This window comes from Streptomyces sp. NPDC029164, from assembly GCF_055563995.1.
Genome location: NZ_JBVHWW010000006.1, coordinates 114,545 through 133,584, shown reverse-complemented (window position 1 = coordinate 133,584; position 19,040 = coordinate 114,545). Strand labels below are relative to the sequence as shown.

15 protein-coding genes are annotated in these 19,040 nt (G+C 72.0%); 4 read left to right on the top strand and 11 right to left on the bottom strand.

Going from position 1 to position 19,040, the window contains the following annotated elements; all coding sequences use genetic code 11:
- Positions 1 to 26: 26 nt before the first annotated feature.
- From ilvC to ACZ4VT_RS08210, 5 genes are all read right to left on the bottom strand, one after another.
- Positions 27 to 1,028, bottom strand: a complete 1,002-nt coding sequence (ilvC, locus tag ACZ4VT_RS08230; protein ID WP_467947713.1) for a ketol-acid reductoisomerase — start codon at positions 1,026 to 1,028, stop codon at positions 27 to 29.
- 128 nt (positions 1,029 to 1,156) lie between these two features.
- Positions 1,157 to 1,681 carry an acetolactate synthase small subunit gene (gene ilvN / locus ACZ4VT_RS08225; RefSeq protein ID WP_030010002.1) on the bottom strand — a complete coding sequence of 175 codons (525 nt, stop codon included), beginning with the start codon at positions 1,679 to 1,681 and terminating at the stop codon, positions 1,157 to 1,159.
- Between the two features lie 31 nt (positions 1,682 to 1,712).
- A complete protein-coding gene (locus ACZ4VT_RS08220) occupies positions 1,713 to 3,599 on the bottom strand; it encodes an acetolactate synthase large subunit (RefSeq protein ID WP_467947711.1) in 1,887 nt (628 codons plus the stop codon).
- A 204-nt stretch (positions 3,600 to 3,803) separates the two neighbouring features.
- A complete protein-coding gene (locus ACZ4VT_RS08215; protein ID WP_467947709.1) occupies positions 3,804 to 6,710 on the bottom strand; it encodes a putative bifunctional diguanylate cyclase/phosphodiesterase in 2,907 nt (968 codons plus the stop codon).
- Positions 6,711 to 6,992: 282 nt separating this feature from the next.
- Positions 6,993 to 7,940: a 2-hydroxyacid dehydrogenase gene (locus ACZ4VT_RS08210; protein WP_467947708.1), complete on the bottom strand. Its 948-nt coding sequence runs from the start codon at positions 7,938 to 7,940 to the stop codon at positions 6,993 to 6,995.
- 73 nt (positions 7,941 to 8,013) lie between these two features.
- Between ACZ4VT_RS08210 and ACZ4VT_RS08205 the strand changes: the two genes are divergently transcribed.
- The 3 genes from ACZ4VT_RS08205 (at position 8,014) to ACZ4VT_RS08195 (ending at position 10,585) form a co-directional block, all read left to right on the top strand.
- A complete protein-coding gene (locus tag ACZ4VT_RS08205) occupies positions 8,014 to 9,021 on the top strand; it encodes an aldo/keto reductase (protein ID WP_467947706.1) in 1,008 nt (335 codons plus the stop codon).
- Positions 9,022 to 9,126: 105 nt separating this feature from the next.
- Complete coding sequence (locus ACZ4VT_RS08200) at positions 9,127 to 10,362, top strand: PQQ-dependent sugar dehydrogenase (RefSeq protein ID WP_467947705.1); 1,236 nt, start codon at positions 9,127 to 9,129, stop codon at positions 10,360 to 10,362.
- A 34-nt stretch (positions 10,363 to 10,396) separates the two neighbouring features.
- On the top strand, positions 10,397 to 10,585 hold the full coding sequence (locus tag ACZ4VT_RS08195) for a DUF6191 domain-containing protein (protein WP_467947703.1): 189 nt from the start codon (positions 10,397 to 10,399) through the stop codon (positions 10,583 to 10,585).
- On the opposite strand, the gene ACZ4VT_RS08190 is transcribed toward ACZ4VT_RS08195, so the two are convergent.
- The 6 genes from ACZ4VT_RS08190 to ACZ4VT_RS08165 all read right to left on the bottom strand — a co-directional run bounded on the left by ACZ4VT_RS08190 (position 10,548) and on the right by ACZ4VT_RS08165 (position 18,160).
- Positions 10,548 to 13,631 (bottom strand): helix-turn-helix transcriptional regulator, encoded by a 3,084-nt coding sequence (locus ACZ4VT_RS08190; RefSeq protein ID WP_467947840.1) that lies wholly within the window; start codon positions 13,629 to 13,631, stop codon positions 10,548 to 10,550. The two genes, ACZ4VT_RS08195 and ACZ4VT_RS08190, sit on opposite strands and share 38 nt — an antisense overlap.
- 59 nt (positions 13,632 to 13,690) lie before the next feature.
- Positions 13,691 to 13,879: a hypothetical protein gene (locus tag ACZ4VT_RS08185; RefSeq protein WP_467947701.1), complete on the bottom strand. Its 189-nt coding sequence runs from the start codon at positions 13,877 to 13,879 to the stop codon at positions 13,691 to 13,693.
- A gap of 167 nt (positions 13,880 to 14,046) precedes the next feature.
- Positions 14,047 to 14,634, bottom strand: a complete 588-nt coding sequence (locus ACZ4VT_RS08180) for a hypothetical protein (protein WP_467947699.1) — start codon at positions 14,632 to 14,634, stop codon at positions 14,047 to 14,049.
- A 109-nt stretch (positions 14,635 to 14,743) separates the two neighbouring features.
- Positions 14,744 to 15,298, bottom strand: coding sequence for a GNAT family N-acetyltransferase (locus ACZ4VT_RS08175; RefSeq protein WP_467947698.1), 555 nt, complete (start codon positions 15,296 to 15,298; stop codon positions 14,744 to 14,746).
- A gap of 39 nt (positions 15,299 to 15,337) precedes the next feature.
- Entirely contained in the window at positions 15,338 to 17,587 is a 2,250-nt protein-coding gene (locus ACZ4VT_RS08170) for an MMPL family transporter (protein WP_467947696.1), read from the bottom strand.
- 135 nt (positions 17,588 to 17,722) lie between these two features.
- A complete protein-coding gene (locus tag ACZ4VT_RS08165) occupies positions 17,723 to 18,160 on the bottom strand; it encodes a cupin domain-containing protein (RefSeq protein WP_467947695.1) in 438 nt (145 codons plus the stop codon).
- A gap of 60 nt (positions 18,161 to 18,220) precedes the next feature.
- Here ACZ4VT_RS08165 and ACZ4VT_RS08160 point away from each other — a divergent pair, with 60 nt between their 5' ends.
- A complete protein-coding gene (locus ACZ4VT_RS08160) occupies positions 18,221 to 19,024 on the top strand; it encodes a GNAT family N-acetyltransferase (protein WP_467947838.1) in 804 nt (267 codons plus the stop codon).
- Positions 19,025 to 19,040 lie beyond the last annotated feature (16 nt).

Sequence of the window (19,040 nt, the reverse complement as noted above, 5' to 3'; positions counted from 1 at the left end):
CACCATCCCGGCCCCACCGTCCACGATCAGCTCTCGTCGCTGTCGACCCAGCTCATCAGCTTGCGCAGCTTCTTGCCGGTGGTCTCCAGCAGGTGCGCCTCGTCGGCCTTCTTGTACTCGTTGTACTTCGGCAGACCGGCCTTGTACTCGGCCATCCAGGTGTTGGCGAACTCGCCGCTCTGGATCTCCGCGAGGACCTGCTTCATCTCGGCCTTGGTGGCGTCCGTGATGATGCGGGGGCCGGTGATGTAGTCGCCCCACTCGGCGGTCTCGGAGACCGACCAGCGCATCTTCTCCAGGCCGCCCTCGTACATGAGGTCGACGATGAGCTTCAGCTCGTGCAGGCACTCGAAGTACGCGATCTCCGGCTGGTAGCCGGCCTCGGTCAGGGTCTCGAAACCGGCCTTGACCAGGGCGGAGGCGCCACCGCAGAGGACGGCCTGCTCACCGAACAGGTCGGTCTCGGTCTCCTCGGTGAAGGTGGTCTTGATGACGCCGGCGCGGGTGCCGCCGATGCCGGCCGCGTACGAGAGCGCCAGGTCGAAGGCCTTGCCGGTGGCGTCCTGCTCGACGGCGGCGATGCACGGAACGCCGCGGCCCTCCTCGTACTGACGGCGGACCAGGTGGCCGGGGCCCTTCGGGGCGACCAGGGCGACGTCGACGTTGGTGGGGGGCTTGATGAAGCCGTACCGGATGTTGAAACCGTGGCCGAAGAAGAGCGCGTCGCCCTCCTTGAGGTGGTCCTTGACGGACTCCTCGTAGATCTCGGCCTGCAGCGGGTCCGGGGTCAGGATCATGATGACGTTCGCCCACTCGGCGGCCTCGGCCACGGGGACGACCTTCAGGCCCTGCTCCTCGGCCTTGGCCTTGGACTTCGAGCCCTCCTTCAGGCCGACGACGACGTCGACGCCGGAGTCACGGAGCGACAGCGCGTGGGCGTGGCCCTGGCTGCCGTAACCGATGACCGCGACCTTGCGGCCCTGGATGATGGACAGGTCGGCGTCGTTCTCGTAGAACAGCTCGGCCACTGGGATATCTCCTTGGTGCGCTGGTGTTGCTCCCACCGTACGGCGGGGAACGGAATCTGAGTTTCTCGGTCTCGCTATGCGAGCTGAGCGTGTCTGGAGCGGCTTGGGTGTCCGCTGCGCCGGGCGGGTCAGGCGCTGCGGTCGAGCGCGCGCAGACTGCGGTCCGTGATGGACCGTCCGCCACGCCCTATGGCGATCGTGCCGGACTGCACGAGTTCCTTGATGCCGAAGGGTTCCAGCATCTTGAGCATCGCGCCGAGCTTGTCGGAACCGCCGGTGGCCTCGATGGTGACGGCCTCCGGGGAGACGTCGACCGTCTTGGCGCGGAACAGCTGGACGATCTCGACGATCTGCGAACGGGTCTCGTTGTCGGCGCGGACCTTCACCAGGACGAGTTCACGCTCGATGGCGTTGTGGGACTCCAGCTCGACGATCTTGAGCACGTTGACCAGCTTGTTCAGCTGCTTGGTCACCTGCTCCAGCGGGAGGTCCTCGACGTTCACGACGATCGTGATGCGGGAGATGTCGGGGTGCTCGGTGACGCCGACCGCGAGGGAGTCGATGTTGAACCCGCGGCGGGAGAACAGGGCGGCGATCCGGGCGAGGATGCCGGGCGTGTTCTCGACCAGGACGGAGAGCGTGTGCTTGGACATGTGGGGCGTTCTCTCTCTCGGCTCTCTCGGCTCAGTCGTCTTCGTTGTCGCCGAAGTCGGGACGGACGCCCCGGGCTGCCATGACCTCGTCGTTGGAGGTGCCGGCGGCGACCATCGGCCACACCATGGCGTCCTCGTGGACGATGAAGTCGATCACGACGGGACGGTCGTTGATCGCGTTGGCCTCGGCGATGACCTTGTCCAGGTCGGCCGGGTCCTCGCAGCGCAGCGCCACGCAGCCCATGGCTTCCGACAGCTTGACGAAGTCCGGGACGCGGGTGCCCTTGCGGGGCGCGATGGACTCGCCGAGCTGGGAGCCGACGGTGTCGTGGCCGGTCTCGTCGGCGTGCAGGACGGTGTTGGAGTACCGCTGGTTGTAGAACAGGGTCTGCCACTGGCGGACCATGCCCAGCGCACCGTTGTTGATGATCGCGACCTTGATCGGGATGTTGTTCAGGGCGCAGGTGACCAGTTCCTGATTGGTCATCTGGAAGCAGCCGTCACCGTCGATCGCCCAGACCGTGCGCTCGGGCATGCCGACCTTGGCGCCCATCGCGGCCGGGACCGCGTAGCCCATGGTTCCGGCGCCGCCGGAGTTCAGCCAGGTGCGGGGCTCCTCGTACTTGACGAAGTGCGAGGCCCACATCTGGTGCTGGCCGACGCCGGCCGCGAAGATCGTGCTCTTCGGCGCGAGCGCGCCGATCCGCTCGATGACCTGCTGGGGCGAGAGGCTGCCGTCGGTGGGCAGGTCGTAGCCCAGCGGGTACGTGTCGCGCCAGCGGCTGAGGTCGTTCCACCAGGCGGTGTAGTCCCCGGCGTTGCCCTCGGTGTGCTCGGCCTGGACGGCCTGGATCAGGTCGGCGATGACCTCGCGGGCGTCACCGACGATCGGGACGTCGACCGCGCGGTTCTTGCCGATCTCGGCCGGGTCGATGTCCGCGTGGATGATCTTGGCGAAGGGGGCGAAGCTGTCCAGCTTGCCGGTGACGCGGTCGTCGAAGCGGGTGCCGAGGGCGATCAGCAGGTCCGACTTCTGCAGCGCGGTGACGCCGGTGACGCTGCCGTGCATGCCCGGCATGCCGACGTGCAGCGGGTGGCTGTCGGGGAAGGAGCCCAGCGCCATCAGGGTGGTACAGACCGGGACCCCGGTCAGCTCGGCGAGGACCTTCAGCTCGGCGGTCGCGCCGGACTTCATGACGCCGCCGCCGACGTACAGCACCGGGCGCTTGGCCTGGCAGATGAGCTTGGCGGCCTCGCGGATCTGCTTGGCGTGCGGCTTGGTGACCGGCCGGTAACCGGGGAGGTCCTGGGCGGGCGGCCACGAGAAGGTGGTCTTCGCCTGCAGGGCGTCCTTGGCGATGTCGACCAGGACCGGGCCCGGGCGGCCGGTGGAGGCGATGTGGAAGGCCTCGGCGATCGTCCGCGGGATGTCCTCGGCCTTGGTGACCAGGAAGTTGTGCTTGGTGATCGGCATCGTGATGCCGACGATGTCCGCCTCCTGGAAGGCGTCGGTGCCGATCGCCTTGGAGGAGACCTGGCCGGTGATGGCGACGAGCGGGACCGAGTCCATGTGCGCGTCGGCGATCGGGGTGACCAGGTTGGTTGCGCCGGGGCCGGAGGTGGCCATACAGACGCCGACCTTGCCGGTGGCCTGCGCGTAGCCGGTGGCGGCGTGGCCGGCCCCCTGCTCGTGGCGGACCAGGATGTGACGGACCTTCTTGGAGTCCATCATCGGGTCGTACGCGGGGAGGATGGCGCCGCCCGGAATCCCGAAGACGGTGTCGCACCCCACCTCTTCGAGAGAGCGGATGAGGGACTGCGCACCCGTGACGTGCTCAACTGCGGCGGACTGCTGTCCGCCGGAACGGGGCCGCGGCTGCGGATGGTGGGCCCCGGTGGCCTGCTCGGTCATCGGCATTCTCTTCTCGAAGCTGAGGGTTTTACGCGGATTCGACTCTGTGCCAGTGCAACAAAAAACCCCTCGTGCCAGGAGGCAAGCGAGGGGAGCGCGTCGGGGGTGTTGAGCGGGGACATGCAGGTCCCAGCTTCAGCCGACGCGCTTTCCAAGTACGAGAATTCGGGTGCGCATGGCACTGACCCTCCCTCTGGCGGGAGGGTGATGTCAAGTAGGTGGGACGGGCGTCTCATTATGTGAGCCTCTGCGGATGGCCATCGAGCCCCCGGGGGAGCCTCCGGCCAGAGCCGGCTGGGCCGCTCCGCCCGGTACTGGGAACGTACCGCGCACCAGCGCACGGCGCAGCCTGTACTCGTCGAGGGGGCCGGAAAAGGCCATTCCCTGACCATGCGTGCACCCCATCGCCCGCAGGGCCATGACCTGCTCGGGGAGGTCGACCCCATCGGCCACCGACCGCATGCCCAGGTCGTTTGCGATCCGCAAGAGACCGGCAGTGATCTTGTGGAGGCGGGCCGATTCGACCACCCCCTCCACCAGTCCGCGGTCCAGCTTGAGCATGTCCACGGGGAGCCGGCGCAGGGCGCTGATGGCCGCGTAGCCGCTGCCGAAGCCGTCCAGGGAGATACCCACCCCAAGCCGGTGCAGGGCCGTCAGGCGGCGCTCCAGGTCGTCGAAGGGCACTCTGGGGTCGGATACGGCGAGCTCCAGCACCAGGGCTCCGGAGGGCAGGCCGTGCCGGGTCAGCAGGGCCTCCACGGAGCCGAGCGGCATGGCACGGTCCAGGAGCCGCTGGGCGGTCATCCGCACGGCCACCGGTACGTCGTGCCCGGCCCGGTGCCGGTCGGCGGCCTGCTCGACGGCCTCCTCCAGCAGCCAGCGGCCCAGCTCGGCGGTGCGCGAGGCGTCGGGGCCCGCCGCGCCGGAGCCGCCGGCGCCGCCGGAGCCGCCCGCACCGCCCTCGCTGTACTCGGCGACGCGGAGGAACTCGGCCGGGGTGAAGAGGATCCCCTGGGCGGAGCGCCAGCGGGCCTGCGCGGCGACGGCCGCCACCTCGCCGGTGGCCAGCGAGACCACGGGCTGGTGCAGCAGCGCGAACTCCCCCTCGTGCAGTGCGGTCCGCAGCCGGCCGGCGAGCTCGGCCTTCCGTACGACCTCGGCCTGCATCTGGGGGGCGTACATCTCGACGCGGTCCTTGCCGCCCGCCTTGGCCCGGTACATCGCGAGATCCGCGTTGCGCATCAGGTCCGAAGGGGTGATGCCGGGGTCGGCGAAGGCCACGCCGATGCTGGCGGCCACCCGTACCTCGCTGCCGCCGATCCGGTACGGCTGGGAGAGGGTGGTGCGCAGCCGGTCGGCGATCTCGCGCGCCTGGTACTCGCGTGCGCTGCGGTCGCGGTTGCCGTCGCCCAGGATCAGCGCGGCGAACTCGTCACCGCCGAGCCGGGCCGCGGTGTCCCCGGCGCGGACGGAGTCCTGGAGCCTGCGCGCGGCCTCGATGAGCAGCTCGTCGCCGGCCTGGTGGCCGATGGTGTCGTTGACCGCCTTGAAGCCGTCGAGGTCGATGAAGAGGACGGCGGTACTGTGGTCGCCCGCGCGCCGGCCGGTCAGGGCCTGGCGCACCCGCCGGGTGAAGAGGGCGCGGTTGGGCAGGTCGGTCAGCGGATCGTGCTCGGCGCTGTGCTGGAGCTGGGCCTGGAGGCGGACCCGCTCGGTGACGTCCCGGCTGTTGAGGATGAGCCCGCCCTGGTGGCGGTTGACGGTGGACTCGACGTTGAGCCATTCGCCGCCGCCCGACTTGAAGCGGCACTCGATGCGGGTGGTGGGCTCCTCGGTCGGCGGTGCGGCGAGGAAGCGGCGTACCTCGTGGACCACCCGGCCGAGGTCGTCCGGGTGGATGAGCGTGGCGAGCTCGGTGCCGACCAGCTCCTCTGCCTCGCGGCCGTAGACCCCGGCGGCGGCCGGGCTGACGTAGCGCAGGGTGCCGGTGGGCGCGGCGATCATGATGACGTCGCTGGAGCCCTGGACCAGGGAGCGGAAGTGGTTCTCCTTCTGGGCCAGTTCCTGGGTGAGCGCGATGTTGTCGAGGAGCATGATGCCCTGCCGGATGACGAGGGCGAGCACGACCGTGCAGCCGGTGAAAACGACCATCCGGTCGACCTTCCGGCCGTCCACGACGTTGTAGAGGATGCCGAGGGTGCACACCGCGGCCGCGAGGTACGGGGTGAGGGCGGGCAGCGAGCCGGTGATCGGGCGGCTGTGCGGCCGGTTCCCGCGCGGGTGCCCGGCCGGCTCGGGGCCCGGGTGGATGCGCCGGGCGCCCCAGGGTGCGTACGCGAGCAGCAGCGAGCCGGCGAACCAGCCGGCGTCGAGCAGCTGTCCGGACTGGTACTCGGCGCTCAGCAGGGGCGAGGTGAACAGCGCGTCGCTGAGCACGGTCAGGGCCAGCGCCGCGATGGCGGTGTTGACGGCGGAGCGGTTGGTCTCGCTCCGCCGGAAGTGCAGGACCAGGACCATCGAGACGAGCGCGATGTCCAGGAGCGGATAGGCGAGGGAGAGCGCGGCGCGCGGGACGCTCCCGGGGGCGCCGGACTGTGCGGTCCGCGCCGCGTGGGCCAGGGCCAGGCTCCAGGACAGGGTGAGCAGGGAGCCGCCGATGAGCCAGGAGTCGAGCCCGAGGCAGACCCAGCCGGCGCGGGTCACCGGGCGTTTGGCGAGGACGAGCAGGCCCACGATGGCGGGCGGGGCGAAGCAGAGGAAGGCGAAGTCGGCGAGCGAGGGCTTGGGCACCTCCTGGCCGAGGATCACCTCGTACCAGCCCCAGACCGCGTTCCCGCCGGCGCCCATGAGGGAGGAGAAGGCGAAGAGCAGCCAGGCGGGGCGTTCACGGCTGTCGATCGCGCGTGCGTAGGTGTAGCAGGAGACGGCGGCGAGTAAGCCGGCCGCGCTCAGTCCGAAGTCCCCCATGATCTCGGCGACTTCCTCCGAGCCCCAGTTGAGGGCGGCGCCGACGGCGTACCCGCCGCTGACCACCGCGAGGAGCAGCTGCATCGCCAGACCCCTGCCTCCGCCCGAGACGGACGGCCGGTTCAGGAGCGCCGCCCCCGGGGCACTCACCGGTCCCCCTCGCCGGCTGGTTCCGGTGCGGTCCAGTCTCGGCAGCGTCGCCTCCGGCGGCTGTGCCGCGTCGGATCCTTCGTCCATTGGCCGTGCATCGCCCGTCGCCCCCCAAAGTGTCCGATCACTCCCCAGCGCCAGACGTTCGTGGCGCAGCCCCTTGTTCCGGACGATACACCACTTTCGTCACTCAGGGACATAGTCCCTCTACTCTCAGTTACCGATCTGGGAGTTGTATCCACGGTGCGCGTCCGGGTGAATGCGGAGCGTGTGCGGCGCGGGTCATTCGGTGATCAGTACCGTGTGCTCCAAGGGATCTCCCGCGGCGAACCGGCCGAGCTGGCGGGCGAGCAGGCGCTTGGCGCGTGGCTCGAACGCCGTGCTGCTGCCGCCGACATGAGGCGTGATCAGGACATTCGGAGCATGCCAGAGCGGGTGGCCGGCGGGCAGCGGTTCCGGGTCGGTGACGTCGAGCGCCGCGCGCAGCCGGCCCGATTCGACCTCCGCGAGGAGGGACTTGGTGTCGACGACGGGGCCGCGGGAGACGTTCACCAGGAGGGCGCCGTCCTTCATGCGGCTCAGGAAGTCGGCGCCGGCCAGGCCCCGGGTGGCGTCCGTCAGCGGCGTCACGAGGATCACCACGTCGGCCTGCGGCAGGAGGCCCGGCAGGTCGGCGAGGGCGTGCACGGGCCCGCGCCCGGTGGTCCGCGCCGTACGGGCCACGCGTGCGACCGGCCCGCACTCGAACGGTACGAGCCGGTCCTCGATGGCCGAGCCGATCGATCCGTAGCCGATGATCAGAACGGACTTGTCCGCGAGTGCGTCGTAGAAGCCGGAGCGCCACTCCTCGCGGTCCTGTCCGCGGACCATGCCGGGGATGCCGCGCAGGGAGGCGAGGGTCAGCGCGAGGGCGAGCTCGGCGGTGCTGGCCGTGTGGACCCCTGCGGCGTTGCACAGCCGGACGCCGGGGCGCAGGTCGCCGAGGCGGCCGAGTACGTCGTCGATGCCGGCGGTCAGGGTCTGGACGACGCGGACCGCGGTCATCGCGGCGAGCGGGCGCACGGTGACCTCGGCGGGCTTCATGTAGGGGGTCACGTAGAAGACGCAGTCGGCGGGATCGGCCGGGTAGGTGTCCTCGCCGTCCCACAGGCGGTACCGGAAGGAGTCGGGGAGGCCGGCGACCTCCTCGGCGGGGAAGGGGAGCCAGACGTCCTGGGGCGTAGCAGTCATGATCACGAGGCTATGCCAAGCCGTCTTGATCAAGCCGTTAGTTTGGTGGCCGGAGCGTGAGGGGGACCCAGGGGTGGAGCGCAGGTCGATCGGGGCGGGGGCGCTGACCGTGGGCGCCGTCGGCCTCGGCTGTATGCCGATGAGCTGGGCGTACGCGCCTTCGCGGCGGCGGGGGCCGGAGTCGCTGGCGGCCGTGCACGCGGCGCTGGACCTGGGGTCGAACCTGCTGGACACGGCCGATGTGTACGGGCCGTTCACCAACGAGCTGCTGCTGGGGCGGGTGCTGCGGGAGCGGCGCTCCGAGGCGTTCGTCTCGGCCAAGGTGGGTCTGCGGGCGGGTGAGCAGCACGTGGTCGCCGACGGGCGGCCCGGTTATCTGCGGCGGGCCTGCGACGCCTCGCTGCGGCGGCTGCGGACCGATGTCATAGACCTCTACCAGCTGCACCGGGTGGATCCGGAGGTGCCCGTGGAGGAGACCTGGGGTGCCATGGCGGAGCTGGTGGGTGCGGGGAAGGTCCGCGCCCTCGGTTTCTGCGCGCTGGGTGCCGGGGCCGGGCCGGGGGCGGGGCGCGGCGGGGACCGGACGTACCGGACGACGCTGCGGCACCTGGAGCGGATGCAGCAGGTGTTCCCGGTGAGCGCGGTGCAGGCGGAGCTGTCGGTGTGGTCGCCGGAGGCTGCGTGGCAGCTGCTGCCGTGGTGTGCGGCGCGGGGGGTGGGATTCCTGGCGGCGATGCCGCTGGGCAGCGGGTTCCTGACCGGGACGCTCACCCCGGGTGAGGGCTTCGAGCCGCAGGACGTGCGGGCCCGGCATCCGCGGTTCACGGCGGAGGCGATGGCGTCGAACCAGGTGCTGGTGGCGGGGCTGCGGCGGGTGGCGCGGCGGCACGGGGCGGAGGTCACGGCGGCGCAGGTGGCCCTGGCGTGGGTGCTGGCGCAGGGGCCGCAGGTGGTGCCGGTGCCGGGGGCCGACCGGGCGCACTGGGCGGCGGAGAACGCGCGGTCGGCGCAGGTGCGGCTCTCGGCCGGGGACCTGGCCGAGATCGCGGCCCTGCCGGCCGAGGTGGGAGCCTGGGACTGAGCGACAACCACTCGATCGAGTGTACGAGTGGTGGAACTTCGGGAACTGCCGCTGCTGTTGAGACTGGTGAAGGGCACGATCGGAGGACCGGAAGGGAGCAGGGCGATGCGATACGGAAGTTCTGCCGGGCTGGTGGGGTACGGGGCGCCGGGCGCGCGGCACCGGAGCGTGCTGGCGGCGGTGGCTCTGGCGGGATGCGGCGCTCTGCTGGCGGCGGGCTGCTCGCCGGCCGGTGCCCCCGGAGCGGGGCGTGGGAGTTCTCCGCCGGGCACGGCCGCGGCGGGCTCCGGGCCGGCGGGTCCGTCGGGGAGCGCGTCCGCCCCGCCGGAGCCCACCGGGCCGCCCGCCAAGGGCGCGGTGACGGTGACCGGCGAGGTCGCCAAGGGCCTGGAGTCTCCGTGGGGCGTGGCCGAGCTGCCGGGCGGCGACCTGCTGGTCGCCTCGCGGGACAAGGGGATGATCAGCAGGGTCGCGGTGGGCTCGGGCACGGTGACGCGGATCGGTGAGGTCCCGGGGGTGGCCCCGGGTGGTGAGGGCGGGCTGCTGGGCCTTGCGCTGTCGCCTTCCTTCGCCTCGGACCGGCTGGTGTACGTGTACTTCACGACCGAGTCCGACAACCGCATCGCCCGGCTGCGGTATGACGAGCACAGATCCGCCGGCCAGCAACTGGGCGCGCCGGACACCGTGTTCCGGGGCATCCCCAAGGGCCTCGTGCACAACGGCGGCCGGATCGCCTTCGGCCCGGACAAGATGCTCTACGCGGGGACGGGCGAGACCGGTGACAAGGGGCTCGCGCAGGACAAGAAGTCGCTGGGCGGCAAGATCCTTCGGATGACCCCGGACGGGGATCCGGTGCACGGCAACCCGGAGGCGGATTCGGTCGTCTACTCCTACGGGCACCGCAACGTGCAGGGCCTCGCCTGGGACAAGGACAAGAGGCTGTGGGCGGCCGAGTTCGGCCAGAACGCCTGGGACGAGCTGAACCTGATCGAGCCCGGGGCGAATTACGGCTGGCCCGAGGCCGAGGGGAAGGCGGGCAAGCCCGGCTTCCGCGATCCGGTGGCCGTGTGGAAGACCGACGAGGCCTCGCCGAGCGGGATCGCCTGGGCGGAGGGTTCGGTGTGGATGGCCGGACTGAAGGGCAACCGGCTGTGGCGGATACCGCTGGCCGGGACGGAGCCGGTGGCGGAGCCCGAGGCCTTCCTGGAAGGGCAGTACGGCCGGCTGCGGACGGTGGTGGCGCTCGGCGGTGACCGCTTGCTGCTGGTCACGAGCGAGACGGACGGCCGGGGGTCGCCGGAGGCGGGCGACGACAGGATCCTGACATTGACGGTGCGGTGACCAGCAGTTTCTCGCACCGGGGACCACGGGGACGGTGGGCGCGTTGTTCAACATGATCGAGGAGCTGTTCAACCCGGGACGCACGCACACGAACGACGAGAAGAAGCGGCTGGAGCTGTCCCGGACCGATGTCGATGACAACGATCCGGGACGGGGGCCGATAGACCTCGAGTCCGGCAGAGTGCTCATACGCCTTGCCGAGCAGCCTCCGGACGAGGACTGACGGGGCCGGGGCCGCCCTGGACGGGCGGGGCGAAGAGCCGTAGCCGGTGGGCGAGGGCGGCTGCCTCGCCGCGGCCGGCGACGCCCAGCTTCGCCAGGATGTTGGAGACGTGCACGCTCGCCGTCTTCGGGGAGATGAAGAGCTCCTCGGCGATCTTGCGGTTGGTGCTGCCCGTCGCCACCAGGCGCAGGACGTCCCGCTCGCGGCTGGTCAGGCCGAGCGCCTCGACCGGGTCGCTGTGCGGGGCGGGCGGGGCCGTGGACGTGTCGGCGTCGGTCAGGAGGAGCCGGGCGCGCTGGGCGAGCAGGGCCAGGTCCTCGCGCAGTGGGCGGGACCCGATCCGCTCGGCGGTGGCGTAGGCCTCGCGGAGCAGGGCGGCCGCGGGTTCCCGGTCGCCGCCGGCGGCCAGCAGGGCCTCGGCGAGCCGGTGGCGGGCCCGGGCCAGCAGGTAGGGGCGCTCCAGCGGGCGGACGGCCGCCTCGACGGCGGTCCAGTCCGCGGGGGTGTCCCGGGCCTCGGCCCGGAGCAGCTCGGCCCGGAGGTACTCGGCGTGGGCGGCCCACAGCGGGACCGGGGTGGCGAGCGTGCGCGCGGCGCCGCGCAGCACGCCCAGGGCGGCGTCCCGGCCGGCGTCGGCGGCCGGCAGCCCGCGGGCGTCCGCCTCGGCGGAGGCGGAGGCGAGCAGCAGCGGCCAGGCGTAGCGGTGCTGGCCGAGCGGGAACCCGTAGGCGACGGCGGCCGCGGTCTCGGCGCGCACGTCGGCGATGCGGCCCTCCCCCGCCGCGATCCCGATGGCGAGGCGGTACAGCGGGATCCGGTGCTGGGGCTGGGTGTCGTGGGTGCCGAAGTGGGCGTGGGCGGCGGCGAGCTGGTGGGCCGCCTCGGTCAACTCGCCACGGGCCAGTGCGAGGTAGGCCAGCCGTGCGGAGCCGGAGCCGCGCGGGGCCGCGCTCTGGCCGACGCGCAGGGTGCGCCGGGCCGCCTCGGCGGCCTCGTCCCAGCGGCCGAGGCTGTAGAGGCTCTCGGCCATGTTTCCGCAGATCCAGGCCTCGCTGTCCATCAGCCGGGATCTCCGGACCAGTTCTGCCCCTTGTTCGGCCAGTTCCACGGCTTCGCGGGACCGGCCCATGCTTTCCAACTGAGAGGTGAGATTGACATGCGTACGCCCTGCCAGCTTGGTGAGTCCGAGCTTCGCGGTCCGTTCCCTGACCGCGTGCAGTTCGGCGAGGCCGCCGGAGCCGTCACCGGAGTCGGTGAGCAGACAGCCCACCGTGATCCGGGCATTGAGCTCGGTGTCCTCGGCGCCCAGCATGCGCGCGTACTCGACGGCGCGTTCGGCGGCGGCGAGGTTGTCGGGGCCCGGCTTGTGGAGCATGCCCCAGCTCGCGGCCCGGACCAGGACCTCGGCGTGCACCTGGGACGGGGGCAGCCCCCGGACGAGCTCCTGCGCCTGGGCGATCTCCTCCCAGCCGTCGCCGCGGCCGAGGCTGGCGACCAGCCGGGAGCGCTCGGTCCAGAACCAGGCGGCCCGCAGCGAGTCGCACTCCTCCTCCAGCAGGCGCAGCGCCGTCTTCGTGATCTTCAGGGCGCGTTCGCGCTCGCCGCCGTAGCGTGCCGCGACGGTCGCCTCGGCCAGCAGGTCGATCCGCCGGAGCGGGGTGGCGGCGGAGTCCTCGCAGCCGCACGGCGGGTACACCTCGGTGTAGTCCGCCGGGCGGAGCGCCTCGCGGACTTCCTCCGGAGCGCTGTCCCACAGGTCCATGGCCCGCTCCAGCAGGCGCAGCTGTTCGGAGTAGGCGTGTCGGCGGCGGGCCGCCACGGAGGCGGCCAGTACGGCGGGCAGCGCCTTGGCCGGGTCGTTCGCCTGGTACCAGTAGCTGGCCAGCCGGATGACCCGCTCCCCCGAGCGGATCAGCGACTCGTCGGCCTCCATGGCCTCGGCGTAGCGGCGGTTGACGCGGGCCCGCTCACCGGGCAGCAGGTCGTCACTGACGGCCTCGCGGACCAGCGAGTGCCGGAAGCGGTAGCCGTCGCCGTCGGGGGTGGCGAGCAGGATGTTGGCTCCGACCGCGGCCCTCAGCGCTTCGATCAGCTCGTCCTCGGTGAGTCCGGCGACGGCGCGCAGCAGCGGGTACTCCACGGTGGAGCCGCCCTCGGCGACGATCCGCACCAGGCGCTGGGTCTCCTCGGGCAGCACCTCGACGCGGACGAGGAGCAGGTCGCGCAGGGATTCGGTGAGGCCGGTGCGGCAGCCGCTCGCCCGGGAGGCGACGAGTTCCTCGACGAAGAAGGCGTTGCCGTCGGACCGGTCGAAGACGGAGTCGACGAAGTCCTCGTCGGGCTGCGTGGCGAGGATGCCGGCGAGCTGGCGGCGCACCTCCGCCCGGTTGAATCGGGCCAGTTCGATGCGGTGGACGGTGCGGAGCCGGTCGAGTTCGGCGAGGAGGGGGCGCAGCGGGTGGCGGCGGTGGACGTCGTCCGCGCGGTAGGTGGCGACGAGGACGAGCCGGCCGCTGCCGAGGGTGCGGAAGAGGTAGGAGAGCAGGTGCCGGGTGGAGGTGTCCGCCCAGTGCAGGTCCTCGAGGACGAGGACGACGGTGCGGTCGGCGGCGAGCCGCTCCAGCATCCGGGCCGTCAGTTCGAAGAGCCGGGCGGTGCTCTCCTCGTCGTGCGGGCCGCGCGGGGTGTCGCCGAGTTCGGGGAGGATCCGGGCGAGTTCGTCCTCCTGGCCCGCGGTGGCGGCGGCCAGTTCCTCGGGGAGCAGGCGGTGCAGGGCGCGCAGGGCCGTCGAGAAGGGGGCGAAGGGAAGGCCCTCCGCGCCGATCTCCACACAGCCTCCGACGGCGACGACGGCGGCGCGGCGCTCGGCCTCGCAGAGGAACTCCTCGGTGAGGCGGGTCTTTCCGACCCCGGCCTCTCCGCCGATGAGCATCGCCTGCGGCTCCCGGCCGGCGGCGCGGGTCAGTGCGTCGGTGAGAACGGCCAGTTCGTCGGCTCGGCCGACGAACACCGGGCTGACAGATCGGGTCTCCACGTCGCCGAGCATCGCACAGCCGTCCGGTGCGGCGGCACTCGATATCGGTGCGCTTCTCATGACGCGTCGGTTCAGGCGGTGCGGGGCGCGTGGCCCGCGGTGCGGGCGAAGCGGCTCCGGAGTGCTCTCACCGACCCTCGCGGTTCGGGGCTGCGCAAGGAGGCGCGGCGCGCGCCGGCGTCCCGGACGGTGCGGTACGCGGCGGCCTCGCGGAGGAGGTCGGCGGTGCGGGCGGTGGCGGCGATCTCGTACTCGAACATCTCGTACTCCCTGGTGGCGTTTCTCGGGCACCTCGTTCGGTGTGATCCAAGATTCGCGTCCCAGGGGGTGCCGGCACATCGGTCGGATGCCGCATCTGCCGGGGGCGGGGGGCCTTAGTCCGGGCCGGGATGTGCCCGGACCAGGCCGAGTTCGCCTAAGGCAGTACCTAGCCCGCCGCCTTCGGGATGGCGAGGAGGAGGTCGAAGTACATGAGGACGAAGAGGAGTACGCCGAGGGCGCCCAGGCCGATGCCCGCCCAGGAGACGGACCGCACCCAGGTGGGGAGGACGCGCTCGGGGGTGCTGAAGGCGGGGAGGGCCAGCACGAAGGTGGCGATGATCAGGGCGAGGGCGGAGAAGACGCCGTTCACCATCGCGGTGGTGTGCCACGGGTCGACGAACTGGGCGGCGATCTGCGCGTTGGCGTCGGCGGCCTGGCTCAGCTCAAGCCGGGCGGCGATGCTCGCGCGCTCGGACACGATGCCGGCGACCCAGCTGCCGCTGAGGGCCACGATGCCGAGCCCCGCGGCGACGATCGCGGAGGCAGCGGACCCGACGTGGCCCGGCTGCGCGCCCTCCGCCTCGTCCTCGTCCTCGTCCGCGTCCTCGGCGAAGGTCTCGTCCTCCGGGTCCGCGTCGGTGCGTACGGAGTCGGCCTCGGCCTCGGCGGGCTGGGCGGCCTCGGTCTTGTCGAGGTCGACCGGGGTGGCGTCCGCCTCGGTGGCGTTCGCGGCGGGGGTCTTCGTGGTGTCCATGCGGGGCACCGTAGGCGCCCTGTCTGAGAGTTTTCTGAGAATCCGCTGGTTGTGGCCACAACGGGCCCCGCGATCGGCGGGGCCCGGGCCGGCGGCCGCTCGACCCGGTCTAGGCGGAGCGGGCCGTGGACCACTCGTGGGCGAGGAGCGACCAGACCTCGGTGTCCTGGCGGACGCCGCGGTGCAGGTGGTTCTCCCGCATGACGCCTTCGCGGGTCATGCCGAGGCGCTCGGCGACGGCGAGGCTCTTCTTGTTGCCGGTGGCGGCGTGCCACTCGACGCGGTGCATGCCGCGCTCGCCGAAGGCGTAGTCGATCAGGACCTGGCAGGCCTTGGTCACCAGGCCCCGGCCGGCCGCGGCGGGCTCCAGCCAGCAGCCGATCTCGCAGTTGCCGCCGTCCGCGTCGAAGGCGGGGAAGAGGACCCCGCCCACGAGGGTGCCGTCGAGCCGGATGCCGAAGAACCGGGCACCGTCCTCGCCCGCCTTCACGGCGTACTTGGCCAGGAAGGCCCTGGCGGAGTCGAGGTCGGGCGAGCGGTCCGGGAAGCCGACGTACTGGCCGATGAACTCCCGGCCGCGTTCGATGTGGGCGAAGAACTCCTCGGCGTGCCGGGCCTCGAGCGGGAACAGCTGGGCGTCGTCGGCGAGGTCTATCGAGAACATGCGCGGTCTTCCTTGGGTCTCGGACGGCGGGTGGCCGGATCACCGGGAGGTGGTGGCGGGCTCGGCGCCGTCCTCGCTCGTGGCGGGGACCGCGGCGGACCGCTGTGCCGGAAGTTTCGCATGCGGGCGGCATTCGGGGGGCTCGATGCTGATCCTGGGGAGCCGCCGGTCGAGCCAGGCGGGCAGCCACCAGTTGGCGCCGCCGAGCAGGTGCATGAGGGCCGGGACGAGGAGGGTGCGCAGCACGAAGGCGTCGAGGGCCACGGCCGCCGCGAGCGCGATGCCGAACATCGCGATGATGCGGTCGCCGCTGAGGACGAAGGCGAGGAAGACGGAGATCATGATCACGGCCGCCGAGTTGATGACCCGGCTGGTCTCGGCGAGGCCCACGCGCACGGCCCGCCGGTTGTCGCCGGTCTCCAGCCATTCCTCGTACATCCGGCTGACGAGGAAGACCTGGTAGTCCATGGACAGTCCGAAGAGGACGGACACCATGATCACGGGGAGGAAGGGTTCGATGGGTCCGGCGCTGCCGAGCCCCAGCAGTTCGCTCCCCCAGCCCCACTGGAAGATCGCGACCACGACGCCGAAGGAGGAGGCGACGGCGGCGACGTTCATGGCCGCCGCCTTCACCGGGATGCCGAGGGACCGGAAGCCCAGCAGCAGGAGCACGCAGCCGAGGGCGATGACCACGCCGACGAAGAGCGGCAGCTTGCCGATGATGACCTCGGCGAAGTCGTCGTAGGCGGCGGTCACACCGCCGACCCGGACCTCCATGGAGTTGCCGTGCCCGGCGCGCGGGATGACGTCCTGGCGGAGGGTGTCGACGAGGTCGCTCGTGGCCCGGGACTGGGGGGCGGACTCCGGGACGACGGTCAGGACGGCGGTGTCCCCGCTGCGGTTGAGGACGGCGGGGCCGGTGGAGGCGACGCCCTCCGTCGTACGGAGCGCCTGCGCCAGGTGGTCGACGGCGAGCCGGTCGCCGGCGCCGTCCAGCCGGGCGACGACGGTGAGCGGGCCGTTCGTGCCGGGCCCGAACCCGTCCGCGAGCAGGTCGTAGGCCTTGCGGGTGGTGGAGGTGGCCGGGTTGTTGCCCTGGTCGGAGGTGCCCAGGTGGAGCGAGAGGGTGGGCAGGGCCAGCACCAGCATCACCGCGGTGGCGACGAGGCCGAGCAGTTTGGGGTGGCGTTCCACGAAGACGGACCAGCGGGCGGCGAAGCCGGAGGGCTGCGCGGGCCGCGGGCCTTCGGCGGCGAGCTTGCGGCGCTCGCGGCCCGAGAGGGCGCGCGTCCCTATGTAGGAGAGGAGGGCGGGCAGCAGGGTGACCGAGGCGGCGACCGTCAGCACGACCGTCACGGAGGCCGCGATCGCCACGCCGTTGAGGAAGTTCAGCCGCAGCACGAGCATGCCGAGCAGGGCGATGCAGACGGTGGCCCCCGCGAAGACGACGGCCCGGCCGGTGGTGGCGACGGCGTTCTCGGCCGCCTCCTCGACGGGGAGGCAGCGCGTGAGGCCCTTGCGGTGGCGGGTGACGATGAAGAGCGCGTAGTCGATGCCGACGCCGAGGCCGACGAGGGTGCCGAGCATCGGGGCGAAGTCGGCGACGGGCATCGCGTGCCCGAGGAGGGTGATGCCGAAATAGGCGGTACCCACACTGACCAGGGCGGTCGCTATGGGCAGCAGGCTCGCGGCGAGCGAGCCGAAGGCGAGGAAGAGGACCAGGGCCGCGACGGCCACGCCGATGACCTCGGCGAGGTGCGCGGTGGGGGCCTCGGTGAGCTGGATGGCGCGGCCGCCCAGTTCGACCTGGAGCCCGTCGGCCTCGGTGGCGGGGTTCTTCACCGCGTCGACGACGGCCTGGGCCTGGGCCTTGGGTACGGAGTCCGCGTGCTGGTCGAAGGTCACCACGGCATAGGCGGTGCGCCCGTCGGGGCTGATCCGTGCGGCGCTCTCGGGGCCGGGACCGTAGGGGCCGGCGACGGAGCCGATGCCCGGGAGCGCGGCGACGGCGTCGAGCGCCCGGGTCATGCGCTGCTCGATGTCCGGGGTGCGCGCGCTCTGATGGTCCGGGGCCCGCCACACGATGGTGTCGGTGTCGCCGCCCTGGCCGTGGAAGCCCTCGCGGAGGAGGTCGTTCGCCTTGCCGGACTCGGTGCCGGGGACCTCGTAGTCGTTGGAGAACGCCGTTCCGGTGATGCCTGCGGCCGCCGCTGTCCCACCGAGTGCGAGCAGCCAGATCAGGACGGTGAGGAGACGGTGGCGCATGCACCAGCGTGCGATTCCTGCCAACGGACGTGCTCCCTGATGGTTCGGGTCTTCACCGGGAGTCGGCCCGTCGCAAAGAACGCATGAACTCGTGAAGACCGAGGCCGGGCCGGCGGCCCGGGGGATCGCCCCGGGGGATGGGGCCCAGATGGTCTACACCTACACGGTCTCAGCGTTTCGTGATCGTTGGCCCGTTTCGTGTGCATCGTCACAGGCGGCCCGGGAAGGCTCGTCCACCCGGTAGCCGGGGATCGAGGGCCAGCGGACGGTGAGGACCACCGCGTCCTCCTCGGCGTACCAGGAGTGGTCGACGCCGCGGCCCCAGAGCACGTAGTCCCCCTGCTCGGCGAGGACGACGGTCCGCCCCGGGAACTCCAGCCGGAAGCGTCCGCTGATCAGGACCAGCAGTGCGGTGCGCCGCTCGGCGGTCGCCCACCGCTCCCGTTCGTCGCCCTTCGGGTGGACACCCCATTTGATCTCCACGTCCTCGCTGTGACGGGGATCGTCGGGGTGCTTGAAGTGGCCCAGCAGCCAGCCGCGGTCGGCGGCGGCGTCGGGGGCCGCCTTGCCGGTGTAGATGGTGGAGTCGTCGTTCACGGGGTGAGGCTAATGCAGTTGTGGCGGGCGGCCGGACACTGGTGAGCTGGGACGATGACGATGGATCTTGACGGACTTCTGAAGGTGCGCGCCCGCTACGACGCCGAGGTGCGTGAGGGGGCGCAGCCGGACAGCGCCCAGGCCCAGGTGGAGCGGGCGGGGCGGGTCGTACGGCAGAGCGTGCCCGGGCTCGGGTGGAACGGCGTGCTCTGGTCGGACCTCGACGAGGAGAGCGCGGACGCGGAGATCGCGGCGCAGGTGGCGTTCTTCGCGGGACGCGGATGTCCCGAGTTCGAGTGGAAGCTGTACGACTACGACGGGCCGGCTGATCTCGGGGCACGGCTGCGGGCGGCCGGGTTCGTACCGGAGCCGCCGGAGACCCTGATGGTCGGGCGGGCGACCGAGCTCGCTCGGCTGCCGGTGGAGCCGCCCGAGGGGATCACGCTGCGGGTGGTGACGGACGAGGCCGGGGTCGACCTGATGATGGAGGTCCACGCGGGGGCCTTCGGAACGGAGCGGCCGCGGATCCGCGGGCATCTGCTCGACCAGCTGCGCAACGAGCCGGAGAGCATCGCCGCGGTGCTGGCGATGGCGGGCGACACCCCGGTGAGCGCGGCCCGGATGGAGATGCGGCCGGGGACGGCCTTCGCGGGGCTCTGGGGCGGCGGCACCGTCCCGCAGTGGCGCGGCCGGGGCATCTACCGCCTGCTGGTGGCCCACCGCGCCCGGATCGCGGCGGAGCGCGGCATCCCGTACCTCCAGGTCGACGCCTCGGACGACAGCCGTCCGATCCTGGAGCGGCTGGGCTTCGGGGTTCTGGGCGTGACGGTGCCGTACATGTGGACGGCCCCCGGCGCCGCCTGACCCGCGGCGGGGAGGT

Excerpts from the sequence above, each read along its gene's own strand:
- ilvN (WP_030010002.1), bottom strand. The coding sequence starts at position 1,681 with ATGTCCAAGCACACGCTCTCCGTCCTGGTCGAGAACACGCCCGGCATC.
- ACZ4VT_RS08220 (WP_467947711.1), bottom strand. The coding sequence starts at position 3,599 with ATGCCGATGACCGAGCAGGCCACCGGGGCCCACCATCCGCAGCCGCGG.
- ACZ4VT_RS08210 (WP_467947708.1), bottom strand. The coding sequence starts at position 7,940 with ATGACTGCTACGCCCCAGGACGTCTGGCTCCCCTTCCCCGCCGAGGAG.
- ACZ4VT_RS08200 (WP_467947705.1), top strand. The coding sequence starts at position 9,127 with ATGCGATACGGAAGTTCTGCCGGGCTGGTGGGGTACGGGGCGCCGGGC.
- ACZ4VT_RS08190 (WP_467947840.1), bottom strand. The coding sequence starts at position 13,631 with ATGCTCGGCGACGTGGAGACCCGATCTGTCAGCCCGGTGTTCGTCGGC.
- ACZ4VT_RS08185 (WP_467947701.1), bottom strand. The coding sequence starts at position 13,879 with ATGTTCGAGTACGAGATCGCCGCCACCGCCCGCACCGCCGACCTCCTC.
- ACZ4VT_RS08180 (WP_467947699.1), bottom strand. The coding sequence starts at position 14,634 with ATGGACACCACGAAGACCCCCGCCGCGAACGCCACCGAGGCGGACGCC.
- ACZ4VT_RS08175 (WP_467947698.1), bottom strand. The coding sequence starts at position 15,298 with ATGTTCTCGATAGACCTCGCCGACGACGCCCAGCTGTTCCCGCTCGAG.
- ACZ4VT_RS08160 (WP_467947838.1), top strand. The coding sequence starts at position 18,221 with ATGGATCTTGACGGACTTCTGAAGGTGCGCGCCCGCTACGACGCCGAG.